At 66.6% G+C, this 13,987-nt stretch carries 12 protein-coding genes; 7 read left to right on the forward strand and 5 right to left on the reverse strand.

The features are described 5' to 3' along the window. The first annotated feature begins 175 nt into the window (after positions 1-175). From ACX9OW_RS01225 to ACX9OW_RS01255, 7 genes are all read left to right on the forward strand, one after another. Entirely contained in the window at positions 176-904 is a 729-nt protein-coding gene (locus ACX9OW_RS01225) for a response regulator (RefSeq protein WP_053518224.1), read from the forward strand. A 6-nt stretch (positions 905-910) separates the two neighbouring features. Further along, the gene (locus tag ACX9OW_RS01230) at positions 911-2,320 is read left to right on the forward strand and encodes an ATP-binding protein (RefSeq protein WP_053518188.1); all 1,410 of its coding nucleotides are present in this window, start codon (positions 911-913) and stop codon (positions 2,318-2,320) included. A gap of 213 nt (positions 2,321-2,533) precedes the next feature. After that, positions 2,534-4,252: a PAAR domain-containing protein gene (locus tag ACX9OW_RS01235; protein ID WP_459061788.1), complete on the forward strand. Its 1,719-nt coding sequence runs from the start codon at positions 2,534-2,536 to the stop codon at positions 4,250-4,252. Positions 4,253-4,265: 13 nt separating this feature from the next. Further along, a complete protein-coding gene (locus ACX9OW_RS01240) occupies positions 4,266-5,027 on the forward strand; it encodes a PoNe immunity protein domain-containing protein (RefSeq protein WP_459061789.1) in 762 nt (253 codons plus the stop codon). A gap of 277 nt (positions 5,028-5,304) precedes the next feature. Continuing rightward, the gene (locus tag ACX9OW_RS01245; protein ID WP_128987823.1) at positions 5,305-6,072 is read left to right on the forward strand and encodes a PoNe immunity protein domain-containing protein; all 768 of its coding nucleotides are present in this window, start codon (positions 5,305-5,307) and stop codon (positions 6,070-6,072) included. A gap of 401 nt (positions 6,073-6,473) precedes the next feature. Next, positions 6,474-7,247 (forward strand): PoNe immunity protein domain-containing protein, encoded by a 774-nt coding sequence (locus ACX9OW_RS01250; RefSeq protein WP_459061790.1) that lies wholly within the window; start codon positions 6,474-6,476, stop codon positions 7,245-7,247. Between the two features lie 332 nt (positions 7,248-7,579). Beyond that, the gene (locus tag ACX9OW_RS01255) at positions 7,580-10,606 is read left to right on the forward strand and encodes a two-component regulator propeller domain-containing protein (RefSeq protein WP_459061791.1); all 3,027 of its coding nucleotides are present in this window, start codon (positions 7,580-7,582) and stop codon (positions 10,604-10,606) included. Between the two features lie 63 nt (positions 10,607-10,669). Here the strand turns inward: ACX9OW_RS01255 and rnt are convergent, their stop codons facing one another. The 5 genes from rnt to ACX9OW_RS01280 form a co-directional block, all read right to left on the reverse strand. After that, positions 10,670-11,254, reverse strand: coding sequence for a ribonuclease T (gene rnt, locus ACX9OW_RS01260; RefSeq protein ID WP_053518226.1), 585 nt, complete (start codon positions 11,252-11,254; stop codon positions 10,670-10,672). 140 nt (positions 11,255-11,394) lie between these two features. Continuing rightward, the gene (locus tag ACX9OW_RS01265) at positions 11,395-11,925 is read right to left on the reverse strand and encodes an HvfX family Cu-binding RiPP maturation protein (RefSeq protein WP_065181198.1); all 531 of its coding nucleotides are present in this window, start codon (positions 11,923-11,925) and stop codon (positions 11,395-11,397) included. A gap of 23 nt (positions 11,926-11,948) precedes the next feature. Then, positions 11,949-12,704, reverse strand: a complete 756-nt coding sequence (locus tag ACX9OW_RS01270) for an HvfC family RiPP maturation protein (protein WP_277381549.1) — start codon at positions 12,702-12,704, stop codon at positions 11,949-11,951. Further along, positions 12,697-13,575 carry an HvfB family MNIO-type RiPP peptide maturase gene (locus tag ACX9OW_RS01275; protein WP_111185743.1) on the reverse strand — a complete coding sequence of 293 codons (879 nt, stop codon included), beginning with the start codon at positions 13,573-13,575 and terminating at the stop codon, positions 12,697-12,699. Before ACX9OW_RS01275 ends, ACX9OW_RS01270 begins: the two co-directional genes overlap by 8 nt. Further along, positions 13,562-13,912 carry an HvfA family oxazolone/thioamide-modified RiPP metallophore gene (locus ACX9OW_RS01280; RefSeq protein ID WP_277381550.1) on the reverse strand — a complete coding sequence of 117 codons (351 nt, stop codon included), beginning with the start codon at positions 13,910-13,912 and terminating at the stop codon, positions 13,562-13,564. Before ACX9OW_RS01280 ends, ACX9OW_RS01275 begins: the two co-directional genes overlap by 14 nt. Positions 13,913-13,987 lie beyond the last annotated feature (75 nt).

The following is a 13,987-nucleotide window of genomic DNA, read 5'->3' on the forward strand; positions in this document are numbered from 1 at the left end:
CGGCGATGGTGGGCATTGTGAAGACCGGGCGATCAACCGCTCAATCCTCAGGGTGTGTCTGTGTGTAACACTGTCGGCGAAAGCGCGTATCGACAGGTATCCGGCCCGCGGGTGGATACAGTGGTACGCATTGGCCAGGATGCGGTTCAGCTCCCGACACGGGATGATCCGCGACATGGAGACTGAAAACCCGATGCATCGACTGCTGATCGTCGACGACGACAACGACATCCGCACCCTGCTGGCCGAGCAGCTCGGCCGCGCCGGCTACCAGGTCAGCACGGCGGCCGACGGCACCAGCATGCGCCAGCTGCTGGAGCGCGAACACGTGGACCTGATCGTGCTCGACCTCAACCTGCCGCGCGAGGATGGCCTGACCCTGTGCCGTGACCTGCGGGCACGCTCGAACACGCCGGTGATCATGCTGACCGCCCGCGCGGAACCGATCGATCGCGTGCTGGGCCTGGAAATGGGCGCCGATGACTATCTGGCCAAGCCGTTCGAGCCGCGCGAGCTGCTGGCGCGCATCCGCAACGTGCTGCGCCGTACCGAAGCCCTGCCGGCCAATCTGGAGCCACTGGCGGTGCGCCGTGCACGATTCTCGCGCTGGGTGTTCGATCTGGAGCACCGCCACCTGGTCGATCCGGACGGGCGCGTGGTGGTGCTGTCCGGCGCGGAGTTCCGCCTGCTGCGGGTGTTCATCGCACATGCCAACAAGGTCCTGTCGCGCGAGCAGCTGGTCGCGCTCAGCAGCGGCCGTAACTATGAGGCGCAGGATCGCGCGATCGACCTGCAGGTCAGCCGCCTGCGCAACAAGCTGGGTGACGATGGTGGTCCCGACGGGCTGATCAAGACCGTGCGCAACGAAGGCTATGTCCTCGCCTCGGCCGTCAACCTGGAATAAGCCGCGATGAATCGCCTGCGCCACTTTCTGTCCTCGATGGTCGGGCGGCTGTTCGTGATCCTGCTGCTGGGCATGTCGGTGGCGGCGATCGGCGCGACCATGCTGGCCACCTCCAAGCGGCAGCAGGAGTTCGAGCGGCAGAACCTCAACCGCATCGCCGATCGCCTGCAGGGCTACGTCAATCTGCTCGACGGCAATCCCGAGCTGCGCGAGCGCCTGCTGGAAGTGGGCGGGCCGAGCGTGCGCGCGCTGCAGTCCGGTGCGCGCGTGGGACGTGCCGATGCTGCGCTGATGGAAGTGCTGGAGGACCGCCCGGGCCCGGTCGCGCGGGCGCAGGTGCACTTCACTTCGTTCCGCTCCTGCATTCCCAGGCTGCAGGAACTGCTGCCACCGCCGCCGCCCGGCTACCGCAAGCATCCTCGCGAGCGCGATCCGGCGTTCATCCCGCCCAAATGCCGCGCGGTGGACGTCACCCTCAACGACGGTACGTTGCTGAAGCTGGCACTGGATTCCCCGGCGGTGGCCCACAACGGCATCCTGGCCGTGGACCCGCTGTTCCTGACCCTGCTTGTGCTGGCCATCGCGGTACTGGCCTACATCGTGGCCCGCATGGCCAGCGCACCGCTGCAGGAGCTGGCCGCCGCCGCCGAGGATCTTGGCGACGACCTGCAGCGCGATCCGCTGCCGCTGCGCGGCCCGCGTGAAGTACAGCGCGCCGCCGAGGCCTTCAATGCCATGCAGCACCGCCTGCAGCGACACCTGGCCGAGCGTACGCAGATGCTGGCGGCGATCACCCACGATCTGCAGACACCGCTGACCCGCCTGCGCCTGCGGCTGGAGAACGTGACCGATGAGGCACTGCGCGAGCGCCTGATCGGCGATCTGGCTGCGATGCAGGCACTGGTCCGCGAAGGCCTGGAACTGGCCCGAAGTGCCGAGAGCGCCGAGCAGCGCGCTGCACTGGACCTGGATTCGCTGCTGGAGAGCATCGTCGAGGACACCGCAGAAGGTGGTGCCGATGTCGTCTTCGAGGGCAGGAGTGATGCGGTGCTGATGCTGCGGCCACTGGCGATGCACCGCCTGTTCTCGAACCTGGTGGACAACGCGGTGATGTACGGCCAGCGCGTGCGGGTGCGCATCGAGCGGGGCGGCGGCAGCATCACCGTGGTGGTGGCCGATGATGGCCCCGGCCTGGCCGACGACCAGTTGGAAGCCGTATTCGACCCGTTCGTGCGGGTGGAGACCTCGCGTTCGCGCGAAACCGGTGGGGCCGGGCTGGGCCTGACCATTGCGCGCGCTCTGGCCGAGAAGGACGGCGCGCGGCTGTGGCTGCGCAACCGTGCCGAGGGCGGACTGGAAGCCGTGGTGCAATGGCCGGCCAGTGCACAGGTGGTGGCGCCGGGTCGGGCAGGCTGAGCAGACGCGGTGGGAGCTGCGTTCCGGCAGGCCCCACGCAAAACTGACGCGATAGCCCTGCCTGCAGCACGATAGGGCGAATGCGTCACCCACGGTAATTGCCTGCGCTGCAAGGCGTTTTACAGGCAGTCGAGGCAATTGCGTCAGCGTTGAATTGCCTGCGCTGCGTGCGGCCGGTCACCTGAAGCCATCGAAGTTCCTTGCGGATGGCAGATGGCACGGATGTGGATCGTGGTGGGCGACGCCACCACGGGCGGCGGGCGGGTGCTGACCAGATCGTCGAATACGGATATCGAAGGCAAGGCCGTCGCCTGCGTGGGCGACAAGGCAACGTGCCCGAAGCATGGCGGCGCGTTCGAGATCGTCACCGGTGACCCGACGCTGATCCTCGACGGCAAGCCGATCGCGCGCGAAGGCGATTCGCTGGCCTGTGGCTGCAGGTTGCTCGGAGGTGCTCAGTCGCTGGTGTATGTGGTTGACGGCGGAGGCGGAGGCGGAGGCGGTGCGTCGGTCTCCGCGGCGCCTGCCGCGCCGGCAGCAGTGGGCCTGTGGAACGCCACGCCGCCGCCCAGCGGTTTCGTTGCCCGCGATGCGGTCGCTACGCGCGAGGTCGTGCTGCATTGCCACTACGGCGACCTGGACTGCACGCCCGCGCGCGGTGTCAGTTACCGGGCGACCCTGTCCGATGGCCGCGTGCTCAGCGGCCATCTCGATGACGAAGGTCGTGCACGCCTGCCGCAGGTAAGCGTGGGGCCGGTGCAGGTGATCTACCAGCACGAGGCCGACAGCACCGACTCGGCTGAGATCGAGGCCTGCCGCGAACGCCTTCGCGCGGCCCTGCAGCGCATCGTGCAGCAGACCCGGCAGGATTTTGCTACGGACTGGCGGCAATGGAACAGGGCCAGCGCTGCGCATCAGGCCTTCCTGATGGAACTGAATCGCATCGAAGGCCAGGCCAGAGGCACATGGGACTGGGCCAGCGGCAGCGTGGAAGCGGTGTGGCAGCTGGCGGTGCTGCGCTTCAAGGCCGATGCGGAACTGCGCGAACTGAGCGGACTGCTGCTGACGGGCGACTGGGACGGGCTGGATGCACGCATCGCGGGGCATCGTGCAGCAGGCGAGCAGGTGCTGGACAAGGCCAGTGCGATCAAGGAGCAGCTGATCCTGCTGTTCGACGACGGCCCGACCTGGCAGCTGTTGGCGGCGTTCCCCGCGGACTGGGCGAAGGCGGTGCCGCCAGACGAGCTGCAGGAGCTGACCCAGCGCTACGGCAGCCAGTTTGCGCTCGATGTCGTGATCAGCGTGCTGCTGGGCGCGTTCAGCGCAGGCACGGCGGGAACGGCCTATGGCGGCGCAACCTGGGCGGCCCGGATCGGGCGGTTGGGGCAGCGTCTGGCAGCGCTGCTGGACGAGCTGGGCGAGGCGTTCACCGCATTGGCGCGGGCATTGCGCTTGCGCAAGCGTCGGCACACGGAAAGCCGGGCGCCGGACGCCGATGGGGTGGTGGAAACCCGGCTGCCGCGCACGCGCGCCGCAGGTGCCGCGTTCGGTGAGGCGAGGGCGCATCAAGCGATGCTGGACAAGGGCCTGACGCCAGTGGGAAAGACCGATGGCGTGTATCGTCCGGGAGAGAATGGCATCGATGGGGTCTACAGCCACCCGGATCCGCCGCCCGACTATGTGATCACCGAAGCGAAGTACAACACGGGCCGGTTGGGTGGACCGTACAGGGACGGTACGCGGCAGATGGATAGTGAATGGATCGATAAACGCTTGGATGCAAAAGTGGGTGAAGTGGAAGGGGACAGAATCAGAGATTCGACGGCGCGTGGGAGGGTCAAGAGCGTATTGATCCGCACTTCGGAGGATGGCACGGCAGACTTCTACGAACTTGACGTCAACGGACGCGTTGTCGGTCCAACATCAATCTAATCGGTGGCTTACGATGTTGCGGGATACCAAGAAGTCATATGACTACTTCTCGGAAAAAATAGCTTTTCAGTCGCGATCCATTCTTGGCTTCGTGTCTGGTATTCGAGAAGGGCGCTATCCTCCTGAGGGGGCGCTCAAGTGCTCAGGCAGCATTTTTACCAAGCAGCTTCAAGTGATGGTGATGCGTTACTCGAGGGGTGATGACATCGGTGGCCTGTCTGCGGATCTGGACGAGGTTCTCGCCGCTAGAGTCAGGATCAGGCGATGCGCAGACGGACTTCCTTTGGAAGGCCAAGCAATCCGATCTCTGTGGGAGGATCTGCGACTGGATAGATACGTCCAGTACCTTTGGTGGTTGGCATTCACGGTTGCAGTTGGAGCTTCGCGCGACTATCTGCATGAAATGTGGGTATTGATAGACAATACGGGGAAGGACAAACTTCTCGACAGCGTTGCCGTTGCGTCGGGCGGAGCAAAAAGTTCCATCCCCGATCAATTACTGTATCGGCACTACCTCCCGCTCATGGAAGCAATCGCCTCACCCTCGGACCGGCCCGGGCTCGTAAAGAAGTTCCTGGACGGCTGGTATGCAGGCAGCCGCAACGTGTACTGGCACGGGAACCACCATGACGACGACAGCGGCTACATGGGCTACTGGGCCTTCGAGGCCGCGCTGGTCGTGATGCTGTTCGACATCGACGATTCGAGCTTCCGCGACCACGAGTACTATCCGGCCGATCTGGTGGCCTATTACAGGCGTCAATCGGGCGCATGAACCTGATGGTCAGGCGGCTCAGATGTTTGCACCGCGTGCGGGGACGAATCGAACGCGGCGGCGATGCGATCAGCCAGCGGCTTCGTCGCCCGCGACGCGGTCGCCGGAGGTGAGGTAGTGCTGCATCGCCGCTACGGCGACCCTACCCGATACCGAGTGCCCAGCGGCCACATGGATGGCGAGGGCCGCGCACGCGCGCCGCAGGTGCCGCGTTCGGTGAGGCGAGGGCGCATCAGGCGATGCTGGACAAGGGCCTGACGCCAGTTGAACTGGACCGATGATGCGCGATAGCAGGAAATCCAAGGCATATTTCTCTGGAATCATCGAGTTCCGGCTGGATGAGGTTGCAGAGGTCGTTGATCGTATTGATTCACACAGGTACACCGACGTCGGACGCGCCAATGCATCGAGTTCCGTGTTTTCCCTGCTCCTTCAGATAATGGTCATGCGCTACTCGCGTGGCGACGATCTGGTTGAAGTACTGGGGGGGCTGGAAGAATTGCTGCTTGCAAGGCGGCGCGTTGATCTGTGCGCCGATGCCTTGGGCGCACAGGATCAGATGATTCGTGCAGTGTGGGAGGATCTTCGGCCGGACAGGTACACAAAGTACCTCTGGTGGTTGGCATTCTCGGTTGCCGCGGGTATGGAGGGCTCTTATGTGCGAAGTGCACTTGGCTTGATGAAGCACGCCGGGGAAGACGAGCTTTTCGACAGAGTTGCGATTGCATTGGGAGACACAGGCCGACCCGCTGCCAATCACGTGCTGTATCGCCAGTACCTTCCGCTAGCAAAGGCCGTCGCATCGATCCAGGACCGACCGGGGCTCGTAAAGAAGTTCCTGGATGGCTGGTATGCGGGCAGCCGCAACCTCTATTGGCACGGGAATCACCGTGACGACGACAGCGGCTACATGGGCTACTGGGCCTTTGAGGCCGCGCTGGTCGTGATGCTGTTCGATATCGACGATTCGAGCTTCCGCGACCACGAGTACTACCCGGCCGATCTGGTGGCTTATTACAGGCGTCGTGCTGGCGCAGGTATCTGATGGTCAGGCGGCTCAGATGCTCGCACCGGGTGCGGGGACGAATCGAGCGCGGCGGCGATGCGATCAGCCAGCGGCTTCGTCGCCCGCGACGCGGTCGCCGGAGGTGAGGTGGTGCTGCATCGCCACTACGGCGCCCCTACCCGATACCGAGTGCTCAGCGGCCACATGGATGGCGAGGGCGGCGCACGCGCGCCGCAGGCGCCGCGTTCGGCGAGGCGATGGCGCATCAGGCGATGCTGGGCAAGGGCCTGACGCCAGTGGGAAAGACCGATGGCGTGTATCGTCCGGGAGAGAATGGCATCGATGGGGCCTACAGCTACCCGGATCCGCCGCCTGACATACATTGGTGATGAAAAAATCGGCGACACCGTTTCTTTGATCGGCCCGTGGGACGATGGCGCATGAGTGCGCAGCGTGACACCCGGATGCTGGAGCCGTACTTCACGGATTGGATCGATTATGACTCCGTGGAGGTGGCGCGTATTGATCATTCAATCGCGACTCGAGCCTATCCTCCCAGGGGATGTGTTCTCGGCGCGTCGGATGTGTCCGGTCGCATCCTTCGTCGGTTGGTCATGCGATTCTCAAGGGGCGACGCTATTGTTTCGCTTCATGATGACCTGAACCAGCTGCTTGTTTCGCGTGGGCAGCTTCTGCATCAGTGCGATCAATTGCCTTTGGAGGACCAGAACTATCGCGCACAGTTCGAGGATCTTCGTGAAGATCACTACGTCGATCACCTCTGGTGGCTGGCGATCGCGGTCAGCGCCGGTATGGGCTCGACCTACCTTGCGAGGGCCCTCACGCTGATTGGGAATGCGGGAAAGGATCGACTCTTTGACGAAATCGCGATACTGCTGGTTGAAGATGAAAGAGTTCTGGGGAGGCAGGTGCTGTATCGCCAGTACCTTCCGCTCATGGAAGCAATCGCCTCACCCTCGGACCGGCCCGGGCTCGTAAAGAAGTTCCTGGACGGCTGGTATGCAGGCAGCCGCAACGTGTACTGGCACGGGAATCATCGTGACGACGACAGCGGCTACATGGGCTACTGGGCCTTCGAGGCCGCGCTGGTCGTGATGCTGTTCGACATCGACGATGCGAGCTTCCGCGACCACGAGTACTACCCGCCGGATCTGGTGGCCCATTACAGGCGTCGTGCTGGCGACAGGACGTAGCTGTCCCTCCGCAGAGGCGCCAGGCGAGGGGTCTTCTGGTCCTGCCTGTGGTCACCGCCTGGGCTCGGGAAGGTGTGCCGGACCACGCCCTTCCGCCAGAAATCCGTACCGCCTGCACGGGTGAGCCAGAAAGCCCGCCGTTGCTGCCCGGGGGAGGGGGGGGCACGGCTGGGCAGGCGCGGCGGGCTGGCGTTTGCCCTATCATTCGCGCATCTCCCCAGACGCCCCCCGATGAGCCAGCCTGTTCCCGTCGGCACGCCGCCCCGCGCTGCCTGGGCATTTCCACCTGCCGCCCCGCCTGGCCGCAGTACCCGGCCGCCACTGCTGCGGTGATGGGCGGGCAGGGGGACGACGGGCGCTGGGTGGAGCGTCACGCGTGGGACTGGAGGGCGGTGCTGCGACACAGCCTTCTGTGGCTGCTGCTGGCTGCTGCATTGCCGTTGCATGCACAGAGCGGTGCACCGCCGCTGCGCGACTACGCCATCGATGTGTGGACCTCGCGCAACGGCCTGCCGCACAACTCGCTGCGCGACATCGCGCAGACGCCGGAAGGCCATCTCTGGTTTGCCACCTGGGAAGGCCTGGTGCGCTACAACGGCCTGGATTTCACCGTGTACGACCGCAGCACGCGGCCCGGGCTGCGCGACAACGGCATCGGCGCGTTGTTCGTCGACCGTCAGGGCGGGCTGTGGATCAGCGACTCGCGCGGCAATGTCAGCCGACGTGGCAGTGATGGCCAGTGGCGTGTGTGGGAGCACCAGCCGGATACCCCGCAGGTACTGATCCAGTCGATGCAGATGGACAGCCAGGGGCGCCTGTGGCTGCTCTACGAAGGCAAGGGCCTGGGTTATCTCGCGCCGGACAAAGGCCTTGTCTATCAGGCGCCGGCTGCCGATCTGCCGATGGCGATGAGCTTCACCAAACTGGTGGTGGATGCGCAGGATCGGGTCTGGGTCGGCACGCTCGATGGCCTGGTACTGCGTGACAACGATGGCGTGCTGAAGCGCGCGCCCGCCGCCTGGGGGCTGGGCGCGGGCAGTGGCCTGTCCTGGCCGTACCGGGCGCCGGACGGTGCGCTGTGGATCGTGGCGGGCGAGCGCCTGTACCGGGTCGAGGATGACCGGCTGGTGCTGGTGCACCGGCTGCCGGGCCAGCTGCACCTGACCTCGATGCTGCAGGACCGCCACGGTGATCTCTGGCTGGGCACCGAGAACCAGGGGCTGCTGCGGATTTCCTCGCATGGACTGGAGCGGCTGCCTGCGGGCCTGAGCCTGCCGGGCGGGCGCGTGGTGAGCCTGCGCGAGGATGACGAGGGCAGCATCTGGGTGGGGGCCAACGGCGGCCTCTACCGCCTGCGCGAGACCCTGTTCAGCAGCTACACCGAGCGCGATGGGCTCAGCGGCGATTACGTGCGCACCGTGCTGGAAGATCGTGACCGCCAGCTGTGGGTGGGCAGTGCCAGTGGCCTGGATCGACACAATGGCGATGGCCGTTTCCAGGCCATGCCGCTGCACAACCGCGGTGGCAAGGCGCCGTCGGTGCTGAGCCTGGCGCAGGGGCCGGACGGCGATCTCTGGGTGGGAACCTTCGGTGACGGCGTCTACCGCCTGTCCCGGGACGGCCGCCTGCGCCACAACTACGCCGCCGACGATGGCATGCCGGGTGGCAACATCCGCGCGATCAGCGTGGATTCGAGCGGGGCGGTCTGGGCCGGAACGCAGAAGGGAGTGGTGCGCATCGAGGGCGACCGGGTGCAGGTGTCGCCGGTGGCGGGCATGCCGACCGGGCTGATCACAGCGCTGGAACACGATCACCAGGGCAACCTGTGGATCGGCACGATCGAGGGCATCCGCGTGCTGCGCGGCAACCGTGTGCAGGCGATCGATCTGGCGCCGCTGGGGGGCGGACGCAGTGTGTTCGGCTTCCACCAGCTGGGTGACGCGATGTGGATCAGCAGTGATCGTGGCCTGTACCGCTGGCAGGGCGGGCGGCTGGCCCGCGTCGGCCTGGAGCAGGGCATGCCGGTCGACGCGGTGTTCCAGCTGGTGCCCGACCGGCTGGGCAACGTATGGATCAGCAGCAACCGTGGCGTGCTGCGCACCGACATGGCGACTCTCAATGCCGTGGCCGACGGCCGCACGCCGCGGGTGAGCGTGGAGCGCTACAACGAGATCGACGGCATGGCCAATGCACAGGCCAACGGCAGCTCCGGCCCCTCGGCGATCCTGCGCCAGGATGGCACCTTCTGGGTGGTCACCGCAGGGGGCCTGAGTACGGTCGATCCGCAGCGCCTGCAGCGCTTCCGCGAACGGCGGGCACCGCCAGCGGCGATCGAGAACGTGCAGGTGGACGGCGCGCCGGTGCACTGGGAGGGCGCCGAACGCAATCTGATTCCCGGTGGTCGTCGCCTCGCGGTGAGCTATGTCGGCCTGAGCTACCTGATGTCGGACCGGATCCGCTACCGCACGCGCCTGGATGGACTGGACAGCGGCTGGGTCGAGCGCGGTCCACAGCGCAGCGTGGAGTTCGTTGGCCTGCCACCGGGCGATTACACGCTGCACGTGGCCGCCGCGCACCCGAGTGGCGCCTGGGGCCAGCAGGAAGCCGTATGGAGCTTCAGCGTGGAGCCGTTCTGGTGGCAACGGCGCAGCGTGCAGGCGCTGGGCGGCATCCTGCTGCTGGCCGGGCTGGTGGCGCTGTACCGCTTCCTGCTGCAGCAGCTGAAGGCCAGCAACCTGCGTCTGGCTCGCCGCGTGGACGAGGCCACCTTCGACCTGCAGGCCCAGACCGTCCATCTGCAGGCGGTGAACCAGGAGAAGACCGAGCTGGCCGAACGCCTCGCACGGCAGGCCGAAGCGTTCGAGCGCCAGGCGCGGGAGGATGCGCTGACCGGATTGGCCAACCGCCGCGGCTTTGATGAAACCCTGGCGCGTGACTTCGCACGATCGCAGCGCAGCGGCCACCCGCTATGCCTGGTGGTGCTGGATATCGATCACTTCAAGGCTGTCAACGATCGCTACAGCCACAGTACCGGTGATGCGGTACTGGTCGAGGTGGCGCGGGTGATCGCCACGGCCTGTCGTGACTCGGACCTGCCTGCGCGCACGGGCGGCGAAGAATTCGCGCTGCTGCTCAACGACACCCGGCTGGAGGAAGCCGCGCAGCTGTGCGCGCGGTTGCGGGGGCTGTTCCATGACCACCCGGACTGGGCGGGCGTGGATGGGCTGAGGGTGACCTTCAGTGCGGGACTGGTCGAACTGGAGGCCGAAGACCGCACCCCGGCCCTGCTGTACCAGCGCGCCGACCGCGCGCTCTACCGTGCCAAGAGCGACGGGCGGGATCGCACGAGCATCGGTTGACGCGCCGGCGGTGCCGGCCCACGGTCGGCACCCACGCCTGCGCGGCGAGAGGGGCGCTGACGGTTACCGCGGCCAGGCGTTGGCGATCGTGCAGAACAGCCGTGCCGTCTGCTCGGTGTCGTACACCGCGCTATGCGCTTCGTTGGCATCCCAGCCCAGTCCCGCCGCATTGGCAGCACGTGCCAGCACCGTCTGCCCGTATGCGATGCCGGCCAGCGTCACCGTGTCGAATACGCTGAAGGGGTGGAACGGATTGCGCTTGTGCCCGGTCCGGGCGACGGCGGCATTGACGAAACCGAGGTCGAAATGCGCGTTGTGGCCGACCAGGATTGCGCGCTGACAGCCGTACTTCTTCATTGCGGCGCGAACCGGGGTGAAGATATGGTCCAGCGCGGCGCGCTCTTCCTTGGCCAGCCGGAACGGGTGATCCAGGATGATGCCGGTGACTTCCAGCGACTTCGGATCGATTTCCAGCCCTTCGGCCGGCACGACATGCGCGCTGGCGGTCTGCCCGGGGAAGAGCAGGCCGTTCTCGTCCATCTCGATCGGCACCGCCGCGATCTCCAGCAGCGCGTTGCGCTGGGCGTCGAAGCCGCCGGTCTCCACGTCCACCACCACCGGCAGGAAGCCACGGAAGCGTTGTGACATCGCACGCTGCGCCTGCGGTACTGCGGAAACGGGGGCGACGTCAGGTGCGGGGGTGGGGTCGGTCATGCGTGGATTCTAGCAGAGCGTTCCTGAGCGCCCGGTGCGCGCAGCCGGATGGGGCGTTGCGGGCGGCGCGCCAATCAGCGGCATCGCGGACCGGCTCCCGCCCAGGTGCCCCCGCCAGCGCCATGCCGGGCCAGCAGTGCATCGACGCTCAGCCTGCCGGCGCCAGCGAACAGCAACGGCAGCAGCATCGCCATGAACAGCACGGGCAGTTTGAAGTTGCCGAAGCCTTGGTCGCTGATTGCATACCCCATGGCGAGGTCGCCCAGCGAGTGCCATTCCATCGGCCAGTGCACCGCATGGGTCGCCACCACGGTCAGCACCAGCAGGCTGGCAGCGGCAAAGCGGGTGCCGAAACCGACGAGCAGGCAGGCGGCACCCAGCAGTTCGAACCAGGTGGCCAGTTGCCAGTTCAGCGCGGCCGGCAAGTGGTCGAATGGAAACGGAAAGGCCTGCTGCAGGTCAGCGAACCAGTTCTGGCCGTGCAGTTTCTCGAGGCCGGATTCGAAGTACTCCCAGGCCAGCAGTGCGCGCAGGCCCAGCGGGGCCAACCAGGGGGCGAGACGGTCCAGCTGGCCACGCGCGGTGGCCAGGATCGGGTAGTTCATCGGGAATCTCCGGGAGTGGGGCGTCAGGGCGGCGGCGTGATCGGGCCGATCACGCCGGCTTGCAGGAACTGTTGCAGCAGGGCGGCACCGGCCTCGTCCAACGCGTGCTCCTCCAGCCCGTGTGCCAGTGCCAGCTGCCGCAGGTAGGTGTTGCCATCGGCGCCGGGCTGCTCGCCGATGCGGGCCAGCAGATGCACCGCCAGTGGGCTGAGGCTGGCGAAACGCACCTCACCGTCAGCATCGCGCCGGACCAGCAGGCCGGTCGGCTCGGCCGGAGCCGTGCGCGGCGCATCGTCCGCGCCAAGCCGGTGGACCGGCCATTGATACAGCAAGGGCCAGGCCAGCGGCGAACGCTGCAGGGCGACCACCCGCGGATCGATCGCGCCGGCCACCGGCAGCGGCTCGGCCTGCAACTGGTACAACGCCGTTTCCACCCACTCGTAGTGGGCCAGCTCGGCCAGCGCCGGATGCGGAAGCTGCGGCTGTGCCTGCAGCCACTGCACGAACTCGGCAGCCAGTTCGGTGAACAGCGGACTGCGGCAGCGATGCGTCGCGAAGTAGCTGCGCACCAGGGCACTCCAGCCCGGTTCACCGAGCAGGCGCACGCAGACCGGGAACCCGTTGCTCAACAGACCCAGCAGGTTGTTGAACAGCAGGCGCTGGTACACCGCTACGCGTTGCGGCTCCATGCCGGCCGGCGCGGCCACGGTGTCCGGGTCGCGCAGATGGGCGGTGAACGCGTGCTGCTGCGCACGCAGCCGTTCCGGCGCTTCAGCCATGCGTGCTGCCTCCGGCTGGGTCGGCCTGCAGGCGGCGGATGGTCTGCAGCTCGCTCTGGAGCTCGGCGTATGGGGGGAAGTTGAAGTCGCGTTCGAGCAGGGTGGGGCGGGGGCCGATGCGCGCATAGGTACGTGCAAGCAGCTCCCAGACCGGATCGATCACGGCGCTGCCATGGGTGTCGATCTTCAGGTCCGGCGCTTCATCCAGGTGCCCGGCCACGTGCAGGCAGACGATGCGCTGTGCCGGCAGGCCGGCGATGAACGTGTCGGCGTCGTAGCCATGGTTGCAGGCGTTGACGTAGACGTTGTTGACGTCCAGCAGCAGGTCGCAGTCCGCTTCGGCAAGCACCGCGTTGGTGAAGGACAGTTCGTCCATGGACGGTTCCGGTGCCAGGTAGTAGGACACGTTCTCCACCGCGATGCGCCGGCCGAGCAGGTCCTGCACACGGGCAATGCGCGTGGCGGTATGGCGCACGGCTTCATCGGTGAACGGAATCGGCAGCAGGTCGTACAGATGGCCGTCGTCGCTGCAGTAGCTCAGGTGCTCGCTGTAGAGCGGCACGCGGTGCTCGTCCAGGAACCGGCCAACCTGTGCCAGCAGCTGCGTGTCCAGCGGTGCACTGCCGCCCAGCGACAGCGACAGGCCGTGGCAGCTCAGCGGATGCCGCGCCGCCAGTTCGGCCAGTGCATCGCCTGCCGGTCCGCCTACGTGGATCCAGTTTTCCGGCGCACATTCGAGGAAGTCGAAGTCGCCGGCCGGTGCCTCGCGCAGCGCCTGCAGCAGCGCGCGGCGCAGGCCCAACCCGGCGGCCGCCGCGGGAAGCGGCGACCGCCGGTGGACAGCGCTGGCGCGGACGTCAGTGCTTGCCACCGCACTTGCCTTCGCCGCACTTGCCTTCGGCCGCCTTCTTGTCGCCGGTGCTCTTGGCCTTTGCATCGTTGCCGGCGGCGGCCTTGCCCTTGTCGCCACCACACTTGCCTTCGGCGCTCTTGCCATCGGCGCCGCACTTGCCTTCGGCATGCTTGGCGGCGTCGCCGGTACGCGCGTCGGCAGCCTTGGCATCGGTGGCCTTGGCGGCCTGGCCGGCCACCAGATAGCCCTGCGCCAGATCGCTCATGCTCAGAGCCGAAGCGCTGGCCGTCATGCCCAGGCCGGCGACAAGGGCGGTAGCGGTCAGCAGGGACAGGGTCTTGTTGGTACTGCTCATCGGTTGTGCTCCTGGGTGGTGTGGGCGGGTGCCCGGGTGGCCGGCAGGGGTGCCGGTGGAAGCGATCGTGCGCCG

The organism is Stenotrophomonas genospecies 5 (assembly GCF_054473825.1).

Bases quoted from the DNA above. Each gene is read 5' to 3' on its own strand.
- ACX9OW_RS01225 (WP_053518224.1), top strand. From the start codon at position 176: ATGGAGACTGAAAACCCGATGCATCGACTGCTGATCGTCGACGACGAC.
- ACX9OW_RS01230 (WP_053518188.1), top strand. From the start codon at position 911: ATGAATCGCCTGCGCCACTTTCTGTCCTCGATGGTCGGGCGGCTGTTC.
- ACX9OW_RS01235 (WP_459061788.1), top strand. From the start codon at position 2,534: ATGGCACGGATGTGGATCGTGGTGGGCGACGCCACCACGGGCGGCGGG.
- ACX9OW_RS01240 (WP_459061789.1), top strand. From the start codon at position 4,266: ATGTTGCGGGATACCAAGAAGTCATATGACTACTTCTCGGAAAAAATA.
- ACX9OW_RS01245 (WP_128987823.1), top strand. From the start codon at position 5,305: ATGATGCGCGATAGCAGGAAATCCAAGGCATATTTCTCTGGAATCATC.
- ACX9OW_RS01250 (WP_459061790.1), top strand. From the start codon at position 6,474: ATGAGTGCGCAGCGTGACACCCGGATGCTGGAGCCGTACTTCACGGAT.
- ACX9OW_RS01255 (WP_459061791.1), top strand. From the start codon at position 7,580: ATGGGCGGGCAGGGGGACGACGGGCGCTGGGTGGAGCGTCACGCGTGG.
- rnt (WP_053518226.1), bottom strand. From the start codon at position 11,254: ATGTCACAACGCTTCCGTGGCTTCCTGCCGGTGGTGGTGGACGTGGAG.
- ACX9OW_RS01265 (WP_065181198.1), bottom strand. From the start codon at position 11,925: ATGAACTACCCGATCCTGGCCACCGCGCGTGGCCAGCTGGACCGTCTC.
- ACX9OW_RS01270 (WP_277381549.1), bottom strand. From the start codon at position 12,704: ATGGCTGAAGCGCCGGAACGGCTGCGTGCGCAGCAGCACGCGTTCACC.
- ACX9OW_RS01280 (WP_277381550.1), bottom strand. From the start codon at position 13,912: ATGAGCAGTACCAACAAGACCCTGTCCCTGCTGACCGCTACCGCCCTT.